Source organism: Arenimonas sp. GDDSR-1 (genome assembly GCF_025980345.1).
Lineage (GTDB): Bacteria > Pseudomonadota > Gammaproteobacteria > Xanthomonadales > Xanthomonadaceae > Arenimonas.
Map to the genome: position 1 here is coordinate 12,942 of NZ_JAPDUI010000012.1, position 19,922 is coordinate 32,863.

Below are 19,922 nucleotides of genomic sequence, written 5' to 3' on the forward strand. Positions count from 1 at the left end.
CTCAGCCGCCGGGTGCGGGAGCCGGCGCGGCCGGTGCGAACTCGACCGTCGGCGCTTTGGAAATGGCCGCTTCGTTTTCCACCGAGAAATTCGCTTTCGGCTGATAGCCGAACAGTTTGGCGGTGATATTCACCGGAAACTGGCGGATGTGCGTGTTGTAGGCCTGCACCGACTGGATGTAGCGGTTGCGGGCAACGGTCACGCGGTTTTCGGTGCCTTCCAGCTGCACCTGCAGATCACGGAAATTCTCGTTCGATTTCAGCTCCGGATAGTTTTCGGAAACCACCAACAGGCGCGACAGCGCACCGGACAGCTCGCCCTGGGCGGCCTGGAATTTCTTCAGGGTTTCCGGATCGGAAGCCTGATCGGCACTGATGTTCATCTGGCCGACGCGCGAGCGGGCATTGGTCACTTCAGTCAACACACGCTCTTCCTGGGCCGCGAAGCCTTTGACCGTGGCGACCAGATTCGGCACCAGATCGGCGCGGCGCTGGTACTGGTTCAGCACCTCCGACCACTGCGCCTTGACGGCTTCATCCTGCTGCTGGATGGTGTTGTAGCCGCAACCGGACAGCATCGCGGCAAGGACGATGAGGGAAAAAAGACGGAATCGTTGCATGGCGCACCTCGTGGGACGGGATGGCCTTATCCTACCGCAAAATCAGCGTTTCTGACGCCGCCGGGACAGGATGTTCAGCGATTCGACAGCCGCGGAGAACGCCATGGCGAAATACAGCAGACTACGCTCGATATGAATGCCGAAACCGTCGGCAATCAGAGCCACGCCGACCAGGATGATGAACGCCAGCGCCAGCATCTTGACCGTCGGATGGCGGTCGATGAAATCGCCGATCGGATTGGAGGCGAAGATCATCACCGCCACCGCGATGACGATGGCGGCGACCATTACGGCGCGGTTATCGACCATGCCGACCGCGGTGATGACCGAGTCGAGCGAGAATACGATGTCGATGATGGCGATCTGGGCGATGACATAGCCGAACACCGCCGAAGGCTTGGTGTCGATGTCCTCTTCCTCGCCACGGCCCTCGACCGAATCGTGGATCTCCAGAGTCCCTTTGACCAGCAGGAACAGGCCGCCGCCGATCAGTACCAGATCACGGACCGAGAAATTCTGCCCGAACAGCGAAAACAGATCGGACTGCATGCGCGCCAGATAGGCCAGCGACAGCAGCAGCATGATCCGGGTCACGCAGGCCAGCATCAGGCCGAACTTGCGCGCGGCCGGGCGGCGTTCCGGCGGCAGCTTGCTGACTGCAATGGAGATGAACACCAGGTTGTCGATGCCCAGCACGATTTCGAGCGTCGCCAGCGTGAGCAGCGCGATCCAGATCTCGCCGTTGAAAATCCATTCCATCAGGAATCCTTACTCCATTGCGGCCACAGCACCAGCAGCCAGCAGACCACCACATTCACATCGGACAGGAATACCGCCGCCGAACCCATGTCCTTGGCGCGGCCGGCCAGATCGTGGTGCTCCGGCCCCCAACGATCGACCACGGCCTCAATGGCCGAATTAAGGACTTCGACAATCAGCACCAGCAGCAAGACCGAAACCAGCAGGAAGCGTTCGACCCCGGTTTGGCCCAGATACAATCCGAGCGGCACCAGCACGATGCAAAGGTAAACCTCCAGGCGGAACGAGGATTCCACCTGCCATGCAGCGCGCAGGCCCTTCATCGACCATTGGAACGCCTGCCAGATGCGGAAAGGCGAGCGCGGGGCGTGTGTATCGTGACTGTCGGCCATGCGGATTCAGAAGTTTGCGGGTAACGGGGGCAACCGTACCGGAAACGCGGGCAATGGCAGGAAAATCGACATGAACGGCACTCGGAACAGCGGAAACACCCCTATTTTGCCATAAAGACAGGGCATCCGGCCGGATTCACCGCTTTTTGCCGAGCAGCCCGCCCAGAATGCCACGCATGAACTTGCGGGCCTGATACTTGGCTTCCTGCTCGATGACGCCCTGTCGACGTCCGTTGCCGAACAGGATTTCCTGCAGGAACCCGGGTTCTTCCTTGGCGGCTTTCTCGGTTTTCTCGGGTTTGGCCGGACCTTGATCTGCTGGAGAAGCGTTCTGCACCCGTGCGTTCAGCTTTTCCCGGGCCGATTCCCGGTTGATTTCCTGATCGTATTTGGCGCCCAAAAGACTCTGTGCCAGAACCGCCTGGCGTTCGGCATCGGTAAGCGCGCCCATGCGGCAGCGCGGCGGGCAGATGATGGCGCGCTCGACCGGCATCGGGATGCCTTTGTCCTGCAGGGTAGAGACCAGCGCCTCGCCGACCGCCAGTTCGGAGATCACTTTGGCGACATCGATTTTCGGATTCGGCACGAAGGTTTCGGCGGCGGTACGCACGGCTTTCTGGTCGCGCGGCGTGTAGGCGCGCAGGGCATGCTGGATGCGGTTGCCGAGCTGGCCGAGCACGTTGTCCGGAATGTCGTCGGGGTTCTGCGAACAGAAATACACCCCGACGCCTTTGGAACGGACCAGACGCACGACCTGCTCGACCCGCTGCAGCAGGGCCGGCTGGATGTCGCCGAACAGCAGATGCGCTTCGTCAAAGAAGAACACCAGCTTCGGCTGTTCCAGATCGCCGACTTCGGGCAGGGTTTCGAACAGTTCGCTGAGCAGCCAGAGCAGGAAGCTGGAATACAGACGCGGCTGCAGGATCAGCTGGTCGGCGGTCAGCAGGTTGATCATGCCGCGGCCGGAGGCATGGCGCTGCATGATGTCGGACAGTTGCAGTGCCGGCTCGCCGAAGAAATGCTCGCCGCCCTGCTGTTCCAGACGCAGCAGGGCGCGTTGGATGGCCGCCACCGAAGCCGGCGAAACCAGACCGTATTTGGCGGAAACCTCGGTTTTGCTTTCCGCAACATGATTGAGTACCGCACGCAGGTCTTCCAGATCCAGCAGGAGCAGTCCATCATCGTCCGCCAGTTTGAAGGCGATATCGAGCACGCCGGCCTGTGTTTCGTTCAACTCCAGCACGCGGGCGAACAGATCGGGACCGAATTCGGACACCGTGGTGCGCACCGGATGGCCCTTCTTGCCATACAGATCCCAGAATGCCACCGGGCTGGCTTCATTGACGTAATCGGGAATGCCGATGTCGGTGACGCGTGACTGGATTTTTTCATTCATGGTTCCGGCGATGGCCAGTCCGGCGATATCGCCTTTGACATCGGCCATGAACACCGGCACGCCCATGCGCGAGAAGCCCTCGGCCAGAACCATCAGCGACACCGATTTGCCGGTGCCGGTGGCGCCGGCGACCAGTCCATGGCGGTTGCCGTACTTTGCGAGCAAGGATACTTGCTGTTCGCCCTTGCCGATCAGGATGTCGCTCATGGATTGTTCTCCAGAATTAGGGTGTCGCCGGATTGTTCGATATTGAGGGTTTTCAGGACATTCATGCCGAGCAGTGCATTGCCTTCGAAATTCTTGCTGACGCCGATATAGACCTCATGCAGGGTAAACTGGCCGAAATCCAATCGGTTTGCCTTGGCCACACAGGCATCGCGGTCGACACCCATGGCGGTCCTGAACTCGACCGACTGGCAATCACCCAAGCCCGCTCGCTTAGCCAGATCGGTAGAAATGACCGACAGTGATGCCCCGGTATCCACCATAAATCGTACTGCCACGCCGTTGACCGATCCATCGAGATAATAGTGTCCGTCCTCCGAGCGCTTGAGCGACTGTTGGCCGTAGAACAGGATTTTTTCAGGCTTGACCTGAGTGATTTGCGCGACAGGATTCTGCGATGCCGCATCGTTCAGCTTCGCACGAACGTCTGAGTTTTGCTGCTGCGCCACCGCGTTTGGGCGCATTTGGGCATCAAGCAAGGCCTGTTCCTGCATGCCGTGCCGGCGACCGATGACATAGGCGATGCCGGCGAACAGAACGATGAGAAGGAGGGTGCGCATCAATCCTTGAAAATCGCCACGCCACGGCTACCGTCCGGCTTGATCCAGCCGCGGTACATGCCTTCGGTATTGAACGGCAGCGCGATGTTGCCGTCCCGATCAAGCGCGATGGCGCCGCCGTCGCCGCCCATTTCCGGCACGACCTTCAGCAGCACCTCTTCCGCGGCCTGGGTCAGGGAATCGCCGCGGTATTTCATGCGCGCGCAGATGTCGTGCGCTACCGCGGCACGGATGAAGAACTCGCCCCAGCCGGTCCCGGAGACGCCGCATTGATCATTGGCATAGGTGCCGGCACCGATGATCGGCGAATCGCCGATGCGGCTCCAGCGTTTGTTGGTCATGCCGCCGGTGGAGGTCGCGGCGGCGATGTGGCCGTTGCGGTCGAGCGCCACCGCGCCGACCGTGCCGAAGTATTTGCCTTTCAGGTCATTCGAAGCGGTCTGTTTTTCTTCGGCCTGGGCTTTCAGCAGCTGCTTGTAGCGGTGCTCGGTGTCGAAGTACTCCGGCGGCACGCGTTCGATCTCTTTACGGGTGTCGGCGAAATGCTCGGCGCCCTCGCCCGCCAGCAGCACGTGCGGCGAATGCTGCATGACCGCCTCGGCGAGCAGAATGGGATTTTTGATGGTGCGTACGCCGGCCACGGCCCCGGCCTTGCCGGTATGGCCTTCCATGAGCGAAGCGTCCAGTTCGTGGCCGCCTTCGGCGTTATAGACCGCACCCTTGCCGGCATTGAACAGCGGCGAGTCCTCCAGCACGGTGACGCTGGCGATGACCGCCTCGCGGGCGCTGCCGCCGCGTTGAAGCACGGCATTGCCGGCATCCAGCGCCGCATTCAGGGCTTTTTCATAACCGGCCTGGTCTTCGGCCGACAGTTGCGCCCGGGTGATGACCCCGGCGCCGCCATGGATGACAAGGGCGGTTTTCGGCGGTGCGGCGGCGGCGATGGACGACATGAGCAGGATTCCGGCAAATACGGTGGACTTCATGGATTTTACCCCGACTGGCAGGCTTCCATCATACCCAATCCGGCCGGAATCAGCCCTGATGCCTGAGCGCTTCGATCGGATCGAGCTGGGACGCCTTGCGGGCGGGGTAAATGCCGAAAAACAGCCCGGTCGCCATCGAGCAGACCGCCGCCAGCGAAATCACCTTCCAGTTCAGCGCGACCGGCAGGGCCCCCATCTTCTCGACCAGCAACGAGAACCCGACCCCGATGAAGATGCCGATCAAGCCGCCGCCGACCGAAATCAGCATGGCCTCGGTCAGGAACTGGCGTTGGATCTCCCTCGGTCCGGCGCCGACCGCCATGCGCAGGCCGATTTCGCGGATGCGTTCGGTGACCGAGACCAGCATGATGTTCATGATGCCGATGCCGCCGACAATCAGCGAGATGCTGGCCACCGCGCCGAGCAGGAGTGACATGATGCGCGTGGTCTCGGTGCGGGTAGCGATGATTTCCGCGATGTTGCGCACCGTAAAGTCGTCTTCGGCACCCGGTTGGATCTTGTGCAGCTGGCGCATCAGCACTTCCACCTGCTCCTGCACGTAAGGAAGGTCTTCCGCACGCGCCACGCCCAGGGTAATCTGCTGCACGCCGCCGGGAAGCGTGTTGTTGCTGGCCAGACGCCGGCGCGCGGTTTCCAGCGGCACCAGCAACACGTCGTCCTGATCCTGGCCGAAACCGCCCTGGCCCTTGGATTCGAGCACACCGACCACCTGGAACGGCGTTTTCCCGATGCGGATGCTCTCGCCGATGGCTTCGGATTCGCCGAACAGCTCACGGCGGATGGTCTCGCCGATGAGCACGACCTTGCTCCCGGACTTGTAATCGGAATCCTGCAGCGGGCTGCCGCTGGCGATCTGCCACTCGTTGATGGCGAAATAATCCGGCTCGATGCCCTGCCAGCTGGTCGACCAGTTGTTCTCGGCATACACCACCTGAGTGCCGCCACGCAGGCTGGAGGTCACGTAAGCCACTTCCGGAATCTGCTGGCGGATGGCCTCGGCATCGGATTGGGTCAACGTCATTCGCGAACCCGAACCGAACCGGACGCCCCCGGAACGGGAAGAGCCGGAGTTGATGTCCAGCCGGTTGGCGCCCAGACCGGACACCATTTTCTCGATTTCATTCTGGGTGCCCTGCCCGACCGACACCATCACGATCACGGCGGCGATCCCGATGATGACGCCGAGCGAAGTCAGCGCACTGCGCAGCCAGTTGCCGCGCAGGGAAGACACGGCGGTGCGGAAGGTATCAAGCCACATCGGCGATCTCCTCGCTCAACACGCCGTCGAGCATGTGGCAGATGCGGTCGGCATGCGCGGCGACATGCTCGTCGTGGGTAATCAGGATGATGGTGTGGCCCTGCTGTTTGAGCGACTCGAACAGCGCCAGGATTTCAGCGCCGGTTTTCGAATCGAGCGCACCGGTGGGTTCGTCGGCGAGAATCATCGGCGGGCGGTTGACCAATGCCCGCGCGATGGCGATGCGTTGCTGCTGGCCGCCGGAAAGCTCGCCGGGCCTGTGATGCATGCGGCCGCCCAGACCCACGGCCTGCAGCGCGGTTTCGGCCATCGGCCGGCGCTCGGCCAGGGTGATGCCGGCGTAAGACAGCGGCATCATCACGTTATGCAGGGCATCCATGCGGCTGAGCAGGTTGAAGCTCTGGAACACGAATCCGATTTTCCCCAGCCGCAGTTTGGCCAAGGCCTCCTTGTCGAGACTGCGCACATCGATGCCATCGCAGTGGTAGCTGCCGGTGTAATCGGCATCCAGACAGCCCAGAACATTCATCAATGTGGACTTTCCGGAACCGGAAGCGCCCATGATGGCCACGAACTCGCCCGGCATGATCCGGAGACTGACCTGCTTGAGCGCGTCGACCTGCGCTTCGGTGCCCTGCGCATAGACCTTGCTCAGACCGCGGATGTCGATGACCGGCGTGTTCATGGCGTGCTGCGCGCGCTTCCGACGATGACCTGCTGCCCGTTCTTCAGGCCGCCGATGACTTCACTGCGGCTGCCATCCGAAACGCCGAGCCGGATTTCAACCGCTACCGGCTCGCCTTTTTCGAGCACATACACGGTAGCGCGCTTGGCATTGAACAAGGCCTGGATCTGCTGGTCCCACAGGCGTTGCTTTTCGGGATCCAGCTGTGCACGCACGCCTTCGAAGGCCTTGGCGAAGCGATCGGCGAACCGGCGCGCGCCATTGCCGCCACCGCTCATGCCTTGCGGTGCCGAACCGGCGGATTGTCCGGCTCCGGCCCCGGCATTGGCACCTTGGGCAAAACGCTGCATCATGCGGGCGGCCTGCTGCTTGTAGGCCTCGGCCGATGCATCGAAATTCGAGAGCACTGCGGGGTCGGCCTTGCTCTGGACCAGGAATTGGCGCATCGCATCCAGCTGCGCCTGCATGCGCTTACTGCGCTCTTCCATGGATGGCGCCGTGGCCTGCGTCGGCGCGCCGAACGAGGGACCGGCATTGGCCGCTGCGGCACTGGCCGGACGGAAGCGCAACGCCGCGTTCGGCACGGTCAGCACCTGGTTCTTTCGGCTGGTGATGATCTGTGCGGTGGCGGTCAGGCCGGGCAGCAGCACCTGCTCGGCGTTGTTGACTTCGATGACGACCGGAAAGGTGACGACATTGGAGACATTATTGGCTGCCAGGCGGATCTGCTTGACCTTGCCGCGGAAATTGCGGTCCGGGAAGGCATCCACGGTGAACGTGGCCTCCTGTCCGACCTGCAGCTGGCCGATGTCGGCTTCGTCGATGGCGAGGACAATTTCCATTTCGCTCAGATCGCCGGCGATCTTGAACAGCACCGGGGTCTGCAGGCTGGCGGCAACGGTTTGCCCGGGCTCGACATTGCGGGCCAGAACCGTGCCTTTCACCGGCGACCGGATGATGGTTTTTGCCAGATCCAGCTGGGCGCTGTTGAGATTGGCCTGCTGCTGGCTGACTTGGGCCTGGGCCGACTGAACCCGCGCCTGCGCCTGCGCATTCTGGGCCTGGGCAATGTCGCGGTCGGTTTTCGAAATCAGCTGCTTGGCCGCCAGCTGGGATTTGCGCTCGAAATCGCGCGAGGCGTTGATGGCGGCGGCGCGGGCCTCGGCCAATCCGGCCTGGGCGCTGGCCAGCGCGGCACTGGCCTGCGCAACGCGGGCCTGGAAGGTGGACGGATCGATGCGGGCGATGATCTGGCCGGGCTCGACCTGATCGTTGAAATCGACATCGACCGACTGCAGGGTTCCGGAAACCTGGGTACCGACCTCGACCGTGGCGGTGGCGCCAAGGGTGCCGGTTGCGGAAATGCTCGAGGACAGATCGCCGACCTGTGCCGCTTCGGTGCGGTACTGGCTTTCGGCGTCATCGCTTCCGCCGGAAAGGCTGCGGTAACCGAACCAAACCGCCAGGACGGCAACGGCAGCGAGGGCGATTTTGCCGAGGGGAAGTCCGGAGGATTTTAAGTTCATGGGATTACGGCCTGTTTCATGTCAATTCGGAATAGGATGCTTCGGGAATCAAAAGCGTCGCAAGGGTTCCCTGGCCGGGTGCGCTGACCAGCTCGATGCGCCAGCCGAAACGGTCGCAGAAGCGCTTGACCAACGACATGCCGATGCCCTTGCCGCCGGCATTGGTGGTTTCACCGCGGTAGAACAAATCGAAAACGCGTTCCAGCTGCTGCGCACTCATGCCGACTCCCGTATCGCGGACTTCCAGTTTTCCGCTGCTGACGCGGATATCGATATGGCCGCGATCGGTGTAATGGCAGGCATTGCGTACCAGATTGCCGATGACCGTCGACACCACGTAGTACGGCACGTCGATGCGGAAATCGGCGGCGATCTCGAGCACCAGTTCGACCGGCTTGCCATTGATCAGCAACTTCGCTTTCTCGACCTCTTCGGCGGCGGCTTCTGAAATCCAATACGGCTGCTCGCTGTGCCCGTAATCATCTTCGCGCGCGAGCAGCAGGAAGCCTTCGATCAGGGATTCCATTTCCTGGCTGGCTTTCTGGATGCGGGTGATGGAACGCTGCGCCATCGGCGACAGACAGGTTTCACCGGCGACCATGTCACTGGCGACACGGATGACCGTGAGCGGCGTGCGCAGTTCGTGCGAGGCGTTGGCGGTGAAATTCTGCTCGCGCTCGACGAACTGGCCGATGCGTTGGCCGAAATCATGCAGCGCTTCGGCCAGCACCTTGGCCTCGTTGTCCATGTCGCCGGGCAGCTTCTCGGCAGCCAGCACCGAGACATCCGGTTTTTTCGGATCCCAGCCACGGACCTGGTTCGACAGCCAGATGACCGGCGATACCAGCTTTTTCGAGGTCCGGTAACTGAAAAAAACCATGGCATAGACCACCACCAGCAGCAGCGCCAAAGGCACCACGCCGAACCAGAACGCCAGGGCATCGACCTGCTCCTGCTTGAAAATCAGGAACAGGCGCCGGTTCTCGCGCGTTTCCACCCAGATCAGTTCGCCGCCACGGTCTTTGTCGAGGCTGTGATACCCGTTGCCGAGCGCACGGTAGGTGGCCGGCATGGCATCGACCTGCGCCAAGGGCAGCAGGAAGCCCTTCATGTTGAAGGTGTCGGGGACCTGCACGTTCGGATTGTTCTGGTAAAGGCTCCAGAAGTGCCTCGCCTCATCCTGCAGCGCCTGCTTGATCAGGATGTCCTTGATGACCACCGATGCTCCGTAAACGCCGATCACCGCCGCGAAACAGATGGCGGCGGTCTGCAGGACGAATGCGGTCCAGAATTTCTTCCGGAGGCCGTGCCGGTCGCTCATGCCTTGGGCTGTTCGTCGAGATCGACGATGCGGTAACCGGCGGTCTGCACGGTGTGCAGCAGCTGTTTCTCGAAGCCGCGATCGACCGCCTTGCGCAGGTTGTACAGGTGGCTGCGCAGGGTATCGGATTCGGGCAGTTCATCACCCCAGATTTCACGCTCGATGTCGCGCCGGGTCACCACGCGGGGCGACTCCCGCATCAGGATGCCGAGCAGGCGCAGTGCGATCGGCGACAGGGTCAGATCACGGCCGCCCCGCGTCGCACGCAGGCTGCCGGTATCCAGCACCAGATCGGCGACTTTGTAGACTTCGGTGCTGACTTGACGGCGTTCACGGCGGATCAAGGCGCGGATACGCGCCTCCAATTCCTGGATGGCGAAAGGTTTGATCAGATAGTCATCGGCACCGGCTTCGAGCCCAAGCACCTTGTCGGACACGGCATCACGTGCGGTCAGCATCAGCACCGGCGTGGCGATCTTGCCTTCCTCGCGCAGTTTGCGGCAGACCTGCAGGCCGTCCATGCGCGGCAGATTGAGGTCAAGCACGATCACGTCGTAACTGTTCTTGGTGGCCAGACGATAGCCATCGACCCCGTCTCCGGCATAATCCACGCCGAAGCCTTTGCTCTCAAAATATTCGCCGACCACCTCGGACAGGCTGCGGTTGTCTTCAACCAGCAGGATCAAACCGGCTTGGGTATCTCGTTTCATGGGCTTCTCCTTTCAGGGCTTCAGCTTTGTGAAGAATGCCCCCTACGGGGTGATTGCCGTGTGAACCGGCCTTAGAACGGGATTTTTCCGGTCAGGATGTCCCGGTACATCAGCCAATCCGAGACGAACGAATACAGCGGATGGCGGAAGGTGGCCGGCTTGTTCTTCTCGAAGGCGAAATGCCCGACCCAGGCGAACCCGTAGCCGCAGAAAAAGGCGGCCGGCAGCCAGTACCACTGGCCGGTCAGCACCAAGGCCGCGATGCAGCCGAGGACCAGCGAGCTGCCGACGAAATGCAGGCGCCGGCAGGTCAGATTTTGGTGTTCCCCCAGATAATAGGGGTAGAACTCGGCAAGGGAATTAAATCGGGTCATTGGCGGCCTCCTGGGTTTTTGCCTGTTGCCATAGGGTTTCCTGCGCGGTCAGATCCAGATCGGACAGTCTGCGGCCGGATTGCAGTGCCAAGGACTCGATGGCCCGGAACCGGCGTTCAAATTTCGCATTGGCACGACGCAGGGCGGCGCCGAAATCGACCCCGGCATGGCGAGCCAGATTCACGCACACGAACAGGATATCGCCGATTTCATCTTCCAGCGCCTCATGACCGCGCCCTTTGGCCAATTCGGCCTGCGCTTCGGCCATTTCTTCGGTCAGCTTGTCGAACACCAAAGAGACATCGGGCCAGTCGAAACCGACTGTTGCCGCCCGATTCTGCAGTTTGAGGGCACGCTGCCACTCCGGTAATCCGGCGGCTATTCCGGCCAGGGCACTGTCGTCCGAGCCGTTGCGTGCACGGCGCTCTTCCTGCTTCATGCGTTCCCAGGCCTCGGTCTGGGCGGCGGCATCGGCCACACTGGCGTCGCCGAACACATGCGGATGCCGATCGGTCATCTTCCGGTTGATGGCCGCAACCACATCATTGAAGGTAAACAGGCCCTGCTCCTGAGCCAATTGGGCATGGAACACCACCTGAAACAGCAGGTCGCCGAGTTCATCCCGGAGATCTTCAGGTCCGCCGCGCTCTATGGCATCCGCGACCTCGTAAGCTTCTTCAATGGCATACGGCGCCAGGGATTTGAAGTCCTGCTGCAGATCCCAGGGGCATCCGTTTTCGGGATGGCGCAGTGCGCGCATGATGGACAGCAGCTGCTCGATCGGTGTGCTCACAGCCAGTCCTGCCAGCCAATGGACAGATCGCCGACCGCAATGAAATGGGGATTGAGCAGGGACTCTTTGCTGTTGTAGCGCAAGGGTGCGCCATCGAGCGTGAATACGCCGCCGCCGGCGGCTTCCAGCACCGCCTGCGCCGCCGCCGTATCCCACTCCGAAGTCGGTCCGAACCGGGGATACAAATCGACGTCACCGGTGGCGATTTTGCAGAATTTCAGGGAAGAACCGAGACCGACGGTGTCCACTGAACCGATCCGGTCCAGATAGGCCTGGGTGATGTCATCGCGATGCGAACGGCTGGCGGCAACCCGCAACGGATTCGGCGCACCGGCGACACGGGCGATGCCTGTTTGCGTACCCTGCTGCCAACGGGTGCCCAGCCCCTGGCCGCCGACCAGCAACCAATCCATGGCCGGCGCATAGACCGCACCCAGCACCGGAACACCGTTGTCGATCAAGGCGATATTAACGGTGAACTCGCCGTTCTTTTTGATGAACTCGCGGGTACCGTCGAGCGGGTCGACCAACCAGTAACGCGACCAAGCCCGGCGCGCCGGCCAATCGATGTGAGCCGACTCTTCGGAAAGAATCGGCAGGCCGCCATCAAGCTCCGGCAGCAGCGAAACGATGCAGCGGTGTGCCGCCAGATCGGCCTGCGTCAGCGGCGAAGCATCGGCTTTTTCGGTGACCGCGAAATCCTGGGCATACACGGCCATGATTTCATCGCCGGCCCGGCGGGCAATATCCGCAATTCGGTCAGCCCAGAGCCTCATGTGCCGGAATGCACCAGTTCCTTGATGACCAGCAATGCGGCCAGACTGCGTCCTTCCGAGCAGTCTTCGCGCAGCACGAGCTCGTGCAGGCGATCAAGACGCCACGGCACCACTTCCAGTACTTCCGGTTCATCGCCGACCAGGCGCTCCGGGTAAAGATCCTCGGCCAGTACCAGATCGATGGCATGGGTCATGTATGTCGGCGCCAGGGTAATGGAGCGCAGGATGCGCAGGCTGCGTGCGCCGAAACCGGCCTCTTCCTTGAGCTCGCGGTTGGCGGCCTCCAGCACCGTTTCGCCGGGATCAATCCGCCCTTTCGGCAGACAGAGTTCGTAGCGGTGGGTGCCGGCGGCATACTCCTTGATCAGCAACACGGTATCCTTGTCGGGCATGGCGGCGATCATTACCGCACCATGGCCCTGATGCAGGGCCCGTTCATAGCGGCGGCGTTCGCCGTTGGAAAACTCCAGATCGATGCGCTCGCGCCTGCCGTGGCTGTTTTCAATCAGCTCGCGGGAATGGATAATAGGCAGGGAATTCATGGTTTCATTGTCGCGCGTTTCGGCAAAGCTGGCTAGAGAGGAAGGCGAATTATGTCCACATTCACCCCGCCACGGGATCTGGCCGAATGGCACCGGCGAGATCTCGGCGTACTCTGGCATCCCTGCACGCAGATGGCCGAACACCCGGAGACCTTGCCGCTGATACCCATCCGCTCCGGGCACGGTGTCTGGCTCGAAGCTATTGATGGAAACCGCTATCTGGATGCCATCAGCAGCTGGTGGACCAATCTTTTCGGCCATTCCGAACCTCGTATCGCAGCGGCCATTGCCCGTCAGGCCGGCACTCTGGAGCATGTGATTTTCGCCGGGTTCTCGCATGAGCCGGGACTGCAGCTGGCCGAGCGCCTGTGCGCCTTGGCCCCGGACGGCCTGACCCGGGTGTTCTATGCCGACAACGGTTCAGCTGCGGTCGAGATCGCGCTGAAAATGAGTTTTCACAGCTTCGCCAACCGCGGCATGGCCGGCCGGAACCGCTTCATGGCGCTGCAAAACAGCTACCACGGCGAAACACTCGGCGCGCTTTCCATGGCCGACATCCCCCTGTACCGCAGGGTTTACGCGCCGCTGCTGCTGGAGCCGCTGTTCGCGCCCTCGCCGGATGCTTTCGGCAAGTCCGAGGGCGAGACCGATGCCGATTGCGCCATGCGCGCCGCAGCCGGACTCGAAGTGTTGGTGGAAAAACACCAGCATGAACTGTGCGCCCTGATCCTCGAGCCGCTGGTGCAGTGCGCCGGCGGCATGCGCATGTACCACCCGGTGTATCTGTCCGAAGCCCGACGGATCTGCGAGCGTTTCGGCATCCACCTGATCGCCGATGAAATCGCAGTCGGATTCGGTCGTACCGGCACCTTCTTCGCCTGCGAACAGGCCGGCATCCGGCCGGATTTCCTGTGTCTGTCGAAAGGCCTGACCGGCGGCTTCCTGCCGATGTCGGCGGTGTTGACCACGGAAGCGGTATTCGCCGATTTCCTGTCCGATGAACGCAGCCGCGGCTTTCTGCACTCGCACAGCTATACCGGCAACCCGCTCGGCTGCGCGGCGGCGCTGGCCAGTCTCGACATTTTCGCGCAGGACGACATCCTCGTGCGCAACCGCGCGACGGCAAGGCAGATGGGCGTTCTTGCCGCAACCCTGCAGGACCACCCGAATCTGCAGCAGGTGCGCCAGACCGGGATGATCGTGGCTTTTGAGCTTGGCCGCGACCGCCGCACTGCCTTCGATGCCGCCGAACGCCGTGGACTGCGCGCCTACCGCGCCGGTCTGGAGCGCGGTGTGTTGCTTCGACCGTTGGGCGATATCCTGTACTGGATGCCACCTTACTGCATCCGTCCCGAGGAGCTGGAATTGCTCGCCGCTGCCACGCAACAAGCAATCGAGGAGGCCTGCCGATGAGAACCATCCGGAGTTACATCGATGCGACGCTGAAACCCGAACAGGAGCTGGTCCTGCCGGAACTGGTCAGCAACCACATCGTGCGCGTGCTTCGTCTTGAAACCGGTGACATTTTCCATCTATTCAACGGCGACGGTCACGACTACCCGTGCCGCATCCTGAGTCTCGAGAAGCGCGGCGCACGTGTCCGCATACTGGAAAAAACGGCCGTAAGCAATGAATCGCCACTGCGCATCCATCTGTTCCAGAGCATCGCACGCGGCGAGAAAATGGACTGGATCCTGCAGAAAGCCACCGAACTCGGTGTCGCCGAGTTCACGCCGATGGTGTCGGACCGCACCGAAGTGAAACTGGATGGCGAGCGCAGCGATAAGAAGCTCGCCCATTGGCAGGGCGTCGTTCGCTCGGCCTGCGAACAGTCCGGCCGCGCGTCGGTTCCGGTGGTGAATCCGCCGATTGCCATACACCGGATCGATGCGGCAGGCATGGCGGGTGCATTCTACCTACAACCGGATGCCGAAAGCGGCATTGCCGGGCTGGCGATTCCCGCGGATGGCCGGATCGTCCTGGCCATCGGGCCGGAGGGCGGGTTTACCGAGCGCGACATCCGGCTCTTGCAGACGGCGGGTTTCAGCGGGCTGCGTGTCGGTCCCCGGATACTGCGCACGGAGACTGCAGGTATTGCGGTTACCGCCGCGTTGCAGTCGCACTACGGCGACTGGTAATCAAAGCGCGTCGCGGATGGTTGCTTCGACCGTTTCCAGGTTCGGAATCGATACCCCATCGCCATCCAGATAGGCGGAGTAATAGTACTCACTGGCGTGTTCGGGATCATCGATGAGATGGTCGGAAGCGATGTTGACAAGACGCGGAAAGCCCGAGGTCAGAATGGCGAAGTACGGCAGTTTGGTCTCGCCGGAAAGGCCTTTGAGAACGGCGATTTTCGCACCCGCCACGGACTCCCGGGGGGTCCATCCCGCCATCGCCGAAAACGAAACCAGAGGCAATCGGTAGCCCTTCCAGCGGATGACACCGAGAAACCAGTCCGGCTTGCCTTCAACGGCTTCCGGTGCGGCATAGGTGATGATTTCGGACACGGTGGTGTTCGGCAGCATCAATTTGCCGCCGGGCAGCGCCATCAATACCGCACGCATCTGTTCGACTTGGGTTTCCATAGATTATTCCGTTTAAGTGAACCACTTCGCCATAAGCTCTTCCGTCAGCAGCGGCGCACCGGCATTGGCCAGTTCACGCGCTACGCCGGCGTCGTAACATTCTTCCGGATCCTGCACAAACAGGGTTTTGCAGGCACCACTGAACGCCATCAATGCCGAAGCCAATGCCGGATCGGCACCGCTCAACACCAGAATTTTTGCCGATTTCGACTGGAGGGTGATGAACGGCCTCAGACCAGCACGGGCCTGGCATTGGTATCCCAGTGCAGTCACGGCGATGCCGCAGTCGGGCGGGAGCAGATAAACGGTTCCCGACAGCAGATGTTCATCGCTTTCGGCAACCCGAAGATCGGCATCGGTGACTTTCTGCAGCTGTGCGCGCAGACGCTCCAATTGCGCGGCGCCGATTTGGAGTGACAGGACCATAACACCGGCGAAGGTGCGTGGGACTTTCTGCAACAGCGTACGTACCGCGCCCGGTCCGCCGACACCGGATACCACCAGAAACAGACGGTCGTGCGCGGCGTCTTCAACCGGCAATGGAACATGAACGGGCGCTGCCGCAAAAGCCGGCATGGCTGGCGCCGGCGCCGGTTCGCCCAGCGTCGCTGCCGGCGTGCCCGTTGAAGGGGCGGAGACATCATCCACCAGAGAGAACATCGACAGGTCGAACTCGCGGGGCGGTGCTGCAGCCGTGACGGCAGGCACCGCCATCGCGGCATCGGCGCTCAGAGACAGTGCGGAAAAATCGGGCGCGGCGACCGGCTCCGGCACGGCCTGAACGCTTGCGGCCGGAATCTCGGGAACCGCGAAATCGGGCATCAAGGTGGGATCGATGTCGTAGTTGAACATTGATTTTTCTTCATCGCTCAACGGCAACAGGGCCTCATCTGCGGCACCTTCCGAAGACACCGGCGGATGCGACAGGCTGTCTTCCATCTGTTGCAGGGCGCCTGCCAATTCCGTCGAGTCCAGATCGAAACTGAAACCGTCGCCGTCATGCCATTCGGTCGAACCGGAACGGCCGATGTCGAGCTTCTCGACGGTCGGCAGCGCATCGGTCTGCGGATTCTGTCCTGATTCAAGCAGTGCACGCTCTTCTTCGGTCAAAGGCAGCAGCTGTTCGGAATCAACACGCACTTCCGGGCCGTCATGGCCATGGGCCAACTCGGAGTCGACTTTCGACAGCGCCAAGGCCAGCGCATCCGGATCGATGGCGAGATCGTCGTAATGTCCGGTATCCTGCCAATGCGCGGATTCGTCGGTTTCTGCCGGCGCGGCAAAACCGGCCGCGACCGGGATATCCTCATGGCTGCCACCGATCGGCCGGTAATCCGGCAATCCGTCATCCGGCGCCTGCATCGCCTCCTTGGCATCGGCGTCCATCGGCAGCGGCGGCAGAACATCACGGTCAAGCAGTTTTGCCGCCATATGGCGGGCCCAGCGGTTGAGGTCCCATCCGCTCAGCCCGCTGGTGGTTTCGGCATCATCGAAAAGAACCGTCATCGAGGGTTGGCTGAGGAATTCGCTGTAAGGTTCAAGCTCCAGCTCGGTGGCCGGTTCGAGACTGATCACGATTTTGTTCGGAGCCAGCTGCGTCAGCGCATCCGGCGACGTCTGTGACGGCTTGCCGACCCAGACCGGATGCACGCCAAGATCGGTCAGGGCGCCGACCAGTTGTTCGCGGGCCTGACCCTCCCGGCCGAGCACCACGACTCGTTGTGCGCCATTGGCCATCATGGTTTATTTCTTGAAGATCTCGTTGACCTGCCGCATCAGTTCGAATTCCTGATAGGGCTTACCGAGATAGCGCTCGACGCCGAGGTCGAATGCCCGCTGGCGGTGCTTCTCGCCGGTCCGGGAGGTGATCATCATGATCGGCACATGCTGGAGACGGGCATCGGATTTCATGTTCTGCGCGACTTCATAGCCGTCCATGCGGGGCATTTCGATGTCGAGCAGCACCAGATCGGGGACCTGTTCGGCCATTTTCTCGATGGCCTCGAGACCATCCCGTGCGACCACGACTTCGAAATTGTTGCGCTCCAGGATGCGCGAGGTGACCTTGCGCATGGTGATCGAGTCGTCGACCACCATGACCAGCGGCATCGAGCGTGACGTATCCTCAACCGCTTCCGGCGCATGCGGAATCTGGCGCTCGGCATTGTGACGAACCAGCGGGGCAAGATCCAGAATGACCACCACGCCGCCGTCGGGCATGATGCTGGCGCCGTAAACACCGGGTACCGAGGTGACCTGAGGGCCGACCGGTTTGACCACGATTTCCTGGCTGCCGAGCACCTGATCGACGCAGATCGCGATGCGGTCCTGCCCGGACTTGGACAGCAGCATCGGCATCTGCATGCTTCCAGCCGCTTTTGCGGTCGGAAGATCGAGCAATGTTCCGAGATCGTAGATTTTGTGACGGTTGCCGGCGTAGTTGAACTCCGGGGATTCCAGCCGCAGCTTTTCATCCAGTTCTTCACGGCCGATCCGGCCGACGCCGTCGACCGATGCAATCGGAATGGCGAACTGGCTTTCGCCGATTTTGACGAATACGGCTTTGGTCACCGCCAGGTTCAGCGGCAGTCGGATGATGAATTCGGTACCGCGGCCAAGCGTGCTTTGAATGCCCAGACTGCCGTTCAGATTGCGGATTTCGCTGCTGACCACATCCATGCCGATACCCCGGCCGGCCAGTCGGGTCACCGTGTCGACGGTCGAGAAGCCGGTCTGGGTAATCAGGGCGAGAACCTGGGCTTCGCTGAGTTCCTCATCGGCACCGATGAGACCGCGTTGCAGCGCTTTATTCCGGATCTGGGCGACATCAAGACCATGACCGTCATCGCGGACGGAAAGCACGACTTCCGTACCTTCCTGGGCGACATTGATGACCACGTTGCCGGTTTGCGGCTTGCCGGCGCTACGGCGCTGCTCCGGCGCCTCGATGCCATGGGCGACGGCATTGCGCAGCAGGTGTTCCAGCGGTGCGGTCATGCGATCGAGAACAGAACGGTCCATTTCACCCTGCGCGCCGTCGATCCGCAGATCGACCTGCTTGCCGCTGTCTTCGGCGGCCTGGCGCATGACGCGGCGCAGGCGGGGCAGCAGCGTTTCGAAAGGCACCATGCGCGTACGCATGAGACCTTCCTGCAGCTCCGAACTGACGCGCGACTGCTGAAGCAGCAGGGTTTCATGGTGACGGGTCAGGTCATCGAGCGTGGCCTGCAGGTTGATCAAGTCATTCGAGGATTCCGCGAGCGAACGCGACAGCTGCTGCTGCGTGGTGAACCGGTCGAGTTCGAGCGGATCGAAATCCTTGTTGCCTTCATCGGCTTCCCGGATGTTGCGGGCGGCGATCTGGGCTTCGGTTTCGATATCCAGTCGGCGGAGCTGTTCGCGCAGACGCGATGTGGTCTGGTCGAGTTCGACCAGATTGGTCTTGAACTGGCCCAGCTGTTGTTCGAGGCGGGCGCGGTAAATAGCGACTTCACCGGCGAAATTGACCAGCTGATCGAGCAGGTCGGCACGGATGCGGACCACATCCTGCGGCGTGCGCAGACCCTCATCGGTATCGAGATCCTGCAGATCGATCGGGCCGGACAGCGGCTTGGCTACTTTTGCCGCCGTGGTTTGTGCAGACGGTGCGGATTCCGGAGCGGCGCTGACACCGCCGGCGTCCAGCAGTTGAATCAAGGCGTTCGGCGACTCTGGCGCAGCGCGTTCTTCAACCTGATCGGCCATCCGGTGCAGGGCATCCAGGGCTTTCTCAATGACCCCGAGTTGCGCGGCATCGGGAACCACGCCTTGCTCGGCGCCGGCCTGGATGAAGCTTTCCAGACTGTGGCTGAGTTCGCCGATGCTGAACAGACCGGCCATGCGGGCGCCGCCCTTGAGGGTATGCAGATTGCGTTGCAAGCCGAGCAACGGCTCGACGCTTTCCGAGGACTGCTTCAACTGGACCAGCAGATTATCGCTCTGATCGAGCAGATCCTTGGCCTCTTCGGTGAAGATGTCCAGAAGTTCTTCATCCAGATCACGGGTATCCAGTCGATCCATTGCGGTACCCTGCCCTTCATCAACCGACGTTTGGACGGATGCTTCGTTCATCAATGGTGCCGGCGGCAATGCTTCAGATTCCGGCTTGGCAAGGTCTGCAGCGACTTTCATGACCGCAGGAGCGGCAGCCTCGATATCGGATGCTTCATCCGGCTGGTAGTTCGGATCGGTCAAGCGCTCAAGCTCTTCCAGGCTCATGCCATCATAATCATTGGCTTCTGCCTTCCCGGCAGCGGCTTGTTCGGCGGCGGCTTGTTCGGCGGCGGCTTGTTCGGCGGCGGCTTGTTCGGCGGCGGCTTGTTCGGCGGCGGCTTGTTCGGCGGCGGCTTGTT

The 19,922-nt window shown here is 61.7% G+C and carries 20 protein-coding genes; 2 read left to right on the forward strand and 18 right to left on the reverse strand.

Annotated elements, in window-relative coordinates; genetic code table 11:
• Position 1 precedes the first annotated feature (1 nt).
• The 15 genes from Q0W88_RS03515 to nudE form a co-directional block, all read right to left on the reverse strand.
• Positions 2-619 (reverse strand): LemA family protein, encoded by a 618-nt coding sequence (locus Q0W88_RS03515; RefSeq protein ID WP_297800078.1) that lies wholly within the window; start codon positions 617-619, stop codon positions 2-4.
• Between the two features lie 42 nt (positions 620-661).
• Entirely contained in the window at positions 662-1,378 is a 717-nt protein-coding gene (locus tag Q0W88_RS03520) for a TerC family protein (RefSeq protein WP_297800080.1), read from the reverse strand.
• A complete protein-coding gene (locus Q0W88_RS03525) occupies positions 1,378-1,770 on the reverse strand; it encodes a diacylglycerol kinase (RefSeq protein WP_297800081.1) in 393 nt (130 codons plus the stop codon). Before Q0W88_RS03525 ends, Q0W88_RS03520 begins: the two co-directional genes overlap by 1 nt.
• A gap of 136 nt (positions 1,771-1,906) precedes the next feature.
• Complete coding sequence (locus Q0W88_RS03530) at positions 1,907-3,373, reverse strand: helicase HerA-like domain-containing protein (protein WP_297800083.1); 1,467 nt, start codon at positions 3,371-3,373, stop codon at positions 1,907-1,909.
• Positions 3,370-3,951 (reverse strand): TIGR02281 family clan AA aspartic protease, encoded by a 582-nt coding sequence (locus Q0W88_RS03535; protein ID WP_297800086.1) that lies wholly within the window; start codon positions 3,949-3,951, stop codon positions 3,370-3,372. Before Q0W88_RS03535 ends, Q0W88_RS03530 begins: the two co-directional genes overlap by 4 nt.
• Complete coding sequence (locus Q0W88_RS03540; RefSeq protein WP_297800088.1) at positions 3,951-4,937, reverse strand: isoaspartyl peptidase/L-asparaginase; 987 nt, start codon at positions 4,935-4,937, stop codon at positions 3,951-3,953. Before Q0W88_RS03540 ends, Q0W88_RS03535 begins: the two co-directional genes overlap by 1 nt.
• Positions 4,938-4,986: 49 nt before the next feature.
• Entirely contained in the window at positions 4,987-6,216 is a 1,230-nt protein-coding gene (locus Q0W88_RS03545; RefSeq protein ID WP_297800090.1) for an ABC transporter permease, read from the reverse strand.
• Positions 6,206-6,901 (reverse strand): ABC transporter ATP-binding protein, encoded by a 696-nt coding sequence (locus Q0W88_RS03550; RefSeq protein WP_297800092.1) that lies wholly within the window; start codon positions 6,899-6,901, stop codon positions 6,206-6,208. The genes Q0W88_RS03545 and Q0W88_RS03550 overlap by 11 nt, the downstream gene beginning before the upstream one ends.
• Positions 6,898-8,427, reverse strand: a complete 1,530-nt coding sequence (locus Q0W88_RS03555; protein ID WP_297800094.1) for an efflux RND transporter periplasmic adaptor subunit — start codon at positions 8,425-8,427, stop codon at positions 6,898-6,900. Before Q0W88_RS03555 ends, Q0W88_RS03550 begins: the two co-directional genes overlap by 4 nt.
• A 16-nt stretch (positions 8,428-8,443) precedes the next feature.
• Positions 8,444-9,748 carry a HAMP domain-containing sensor histidine kinase gene (locus tag Q0W88_RS03560; RefSeq protein ID WP_297800095.1) on the reverse strand — a complete coding sequence of 435 codons (1,305 nt, stop codon included), beginning with the start codon at positions 9,746-9,748 and terminating at the stop codon, positions 8,444-8,446.
• The gene (locus tag Q0W88_RS03565; RefSeq protein WP_297800097.1) at positions 9,745-10,458 is read right to left on the reverse strand and encodes a response regulator transcription factor; all 714 of its coding nucleotides are present in this window, start codon (positions 10,456-10,458) and stop codon (positions 9,745-9,747) included. The genes Q0W88_RS03560 and Q0W88_RS03565 overlap by 4 nt, the downstream gene beginning before the upstream one ends.
• Positions 10,459-10,529: 71 nt before the next feature.
• Entirely contained in the window at positions 10,530-10,832 is a 303-nt protein-coding gene (locus tag Q0W88_RS03570; protein WP_297800098.1) for an Mpo1-like protein, read from the reverse strand.
• Complete coding sequence (gene mazG / locus Q0W88_RS03575) at positions 10,819-11,625, reverse strand: nucleoside triphosphate pyrophosphohydrolase (RefSeq protein WP_297800100.1); 807 nt, start codon at positions 11,623-11,625, stop codon at positions 10,819-10,821. Before mazG ends, Q0W88_RS03570 begins: the two co-directional genes overlap by 14 nt.
• On the reverse strand, positions 11,622-12,401 hold the full coding sequence (cysQ, locus tag Q0W88_RS03580; RefSeq protein WP_297800102.1) for a 3'(2'),5'-bisphosphate nucleotidase CysQ: 780 nt from the start codon (positions 12,399-12,401) through the stop codon (positions 11,622-11,624). The genes mazG and cysQ overlap by 4 nt, the downstream gene beginning before the upstream one ends.
• Positions 12,398-12,943, reverse strand: coding sequence for an ADP compounds hydrolase NudE (nudE, locus tag Q0W88_RS03585; RefSeq protein ID WP_297800104.1), 546 nt, complete (start codon positions 12,941-12,943; stop codon positions 12,398-12,400). Before nudE ends, cysQ begins: the two co-directional genes overlap by 4 nt.
• A 51-nt stretch (positions 12,944-12,994) precedes the next feature.
• Here nudE and Q0W88_RS03590 point away from each other — a divergent pair, with 51 nt between their 5' ends.
• Positions 12,995-14,356, forward strand: coding sequence for an adenosylmethionine--8-amino-7-oxononanoate transaminase (locus Q0W88_RS03590; RefSeq protein ID WP_297800106.1), 1,362 nt, complete (start codon positions 12,995-12,997; stop codon positions 14,354-14,356).
• Positions 14,353-15,081: a 16S rRNA (uracil(1498)-N(3))-methyltransferase gene (locus Q0W88_RS03595; RefSeq protein ID WP_297800108.1), complete on the forward strand. Its 729-nt coding sequence runs from the start codon at positions 14,353-14,355 to the stop codon at positions 15,079-15,081. Before Q0W88_RS03590 ends, Q0W88_RS03595 begins: the two co-directional genes overlap by 4 nt.
• Here Q0W88_RS03595 and Q0W88_RS03600 read toward each other — a convergent pair whose 3' ends face one another.
• The 3 genes from Q0W88_RS03600 to Q0W88_RS03610 all read right to left on the reverse strand — a co-directional run.
• A complete protein-coding gene (locus Q0W88_RS03600; protein WP_297800109.1) occupies positions 15,082-15,531 on the reverse strand; it encodes a chemotaxis protein CheW in 450 nt (149 codons plus the stop codon).
• Between the two features lie 12 nt (positions 15,532-15,543).
• Positions 15,544-17,271, reverse strand: coding sequence for a chemotaxis protein CheB (locus Q0W88_RS03605; protein WP_297800113.1), 1,728 nt, complete (start codon positions 17,269-17,271; stop codon positions 15,544-15,546).
• 3 nt (positions 17,272-17,274) lie between these two features.
• Positions 17,275-19,922, reverse strand: a 2,648-nt coding sequence (locus Q0W88_RS03610; RefSeq protein WP_297800115.1) for a response regulator, incomplete at its 5' end; no start/stop codon positions are given.

What these genes read in the sequence shown, in the direction of transcription:
- Q0W88_RS03515 (WP_297800078.1), bottom strand. Translation starts at nt 619, where the DNA reads ATGCAACGATTCCGTCTTTTTTCCCTCATCGTCCTTGCCGCGATGCTG.
- Q0W88_RS03520 (WP_297800080.1), bottom strand. Translation starts at nt 1,378, where the DNA reads ATGGAATGGATTTTCAACGGCGAGATCTGGATCGCGCTGCTCACGCTG.
- Q0W88_RS03525 (WP_297800081.1), bottom strand. Translation starts at nt 1,770, where the DNA reads ATGGCCGACAGTCACGATACACACGCCCCGCGCTCGCCTTTCCGCATC.
- Q0W88_RS03530 (WP_297800083.1), bottom strand. Translation starts at nt 3,373, where the DNA reads ATGAGCGACATCCTGATCGGCAAGGGCGAACAGCAAGTATCCTTGCTC.
- Q0W88_RS03535 (WP_297800086.1), bottom strand. Translation starts at nt 3,951, where the DNA reads ATGCGCACCCTCCTTCTCATCGTTCTGTTCGCCGGCATCGCCTATGTC.
- Q0W88_RS03540 (WP_297800088.1), bottom strand. Translation starts at nt 4,937, where the DNA reads ATGAAGTCCACCGTATTTGCCGGAATCCTGCTCATGTCGTCCATCGCC.
- Q0W88_RS03545 (WP_297800090.1), bottom strand. Translation starts at nt 6,216, where the DNA reads ATGTGGCTTGATACCTTCCGCACCGCCGTGTCTTCCCTGCGCGGCAAC.
- Q0W88_RS03550 (WP_297800092.1), bottom strand. Translation starts at nt 6,901, where the DNA reads ATGAACACGCCGGTCATCGACATCCGCGGTCTGAGCAAGGTCTATGCG.
- Q0W88_RS03555 (WP_297800094.1), bottom strand. Translation starts at nt 8,427, where the DNA reads ATGAACTTAAAATCCTCCGGACTTCCCCTCGGCAAAATCGCCCTCGCT.
- Q0W88_RS03560 (WP_297800095.1), bottom strand. Translation starts at nt 9,748, where the DNA reads ATGAGCGACCGGCACGGCCTCCGGAAGAAATTCTGGACCGCATTCGTC.
- Q0W88_RS03565 (WP_297800097.1), bottom strand. Translation starts at nt 10,458, where the DNA reads ATGAAACGAGATACCCAAGCCGGTTTGATCCTGCTGGTTGAAGACAAC.
- Q0W88_RS03570 (WP_297800098.1), bottom strand. Translation starts at nt 10,832, where the DNA reads ATGACCCGATTTAATTCCCTTGCCGAGTTCTACCCCTATTATCTGGGG.
- cysQ (WP_297800102.1), bottom strand. Translation starts at nt 12,401, where the DNA reads ATGAGGCTCTGGGCTGACCGAATTGCGGATATTGCCCGCCGGGCCGGC.
- nudE (WP_297800104.1), bottom strand. Translation starts at nt 12,943, where the DNA reads ATGAATTCCCTGCCTATTATCCATTCCCGCGAGCTGATTGAAAACAGC.
- Q0W88_RS03590 (WP_297800106.1), top strand. Translation starts at nt 12,995, where the DNA reads ATGTCCACATTCACCCCGCCACGGGATCTGGCCGAATGGCACCGGCGA.
- Q0W88_RS03595 (WP_297800108.1), top strand. Translation starts at nt 14,353, where the DNA reads ATGAGAACCATCCGGAGTTACATCGATGCGACGCTGAAACCCGAACAG.
- Q0W88_RS03600 (WP_297800109.1), bottom strand. Translation starts at nt 15,531, where the DNA reads ATGGAAACCCAAGTCGAACAGATGCGTGCGGTATTGATGGCGCTGCCC.
- Q0W88_RS03605 (WP_297800113.1), bottom strand. Translation starts at nt 17,271, where the DNA reads ATGATGGCCAATGGCGCACAACGAGTCGTGGTGCTCGGCCGGGAGGGT.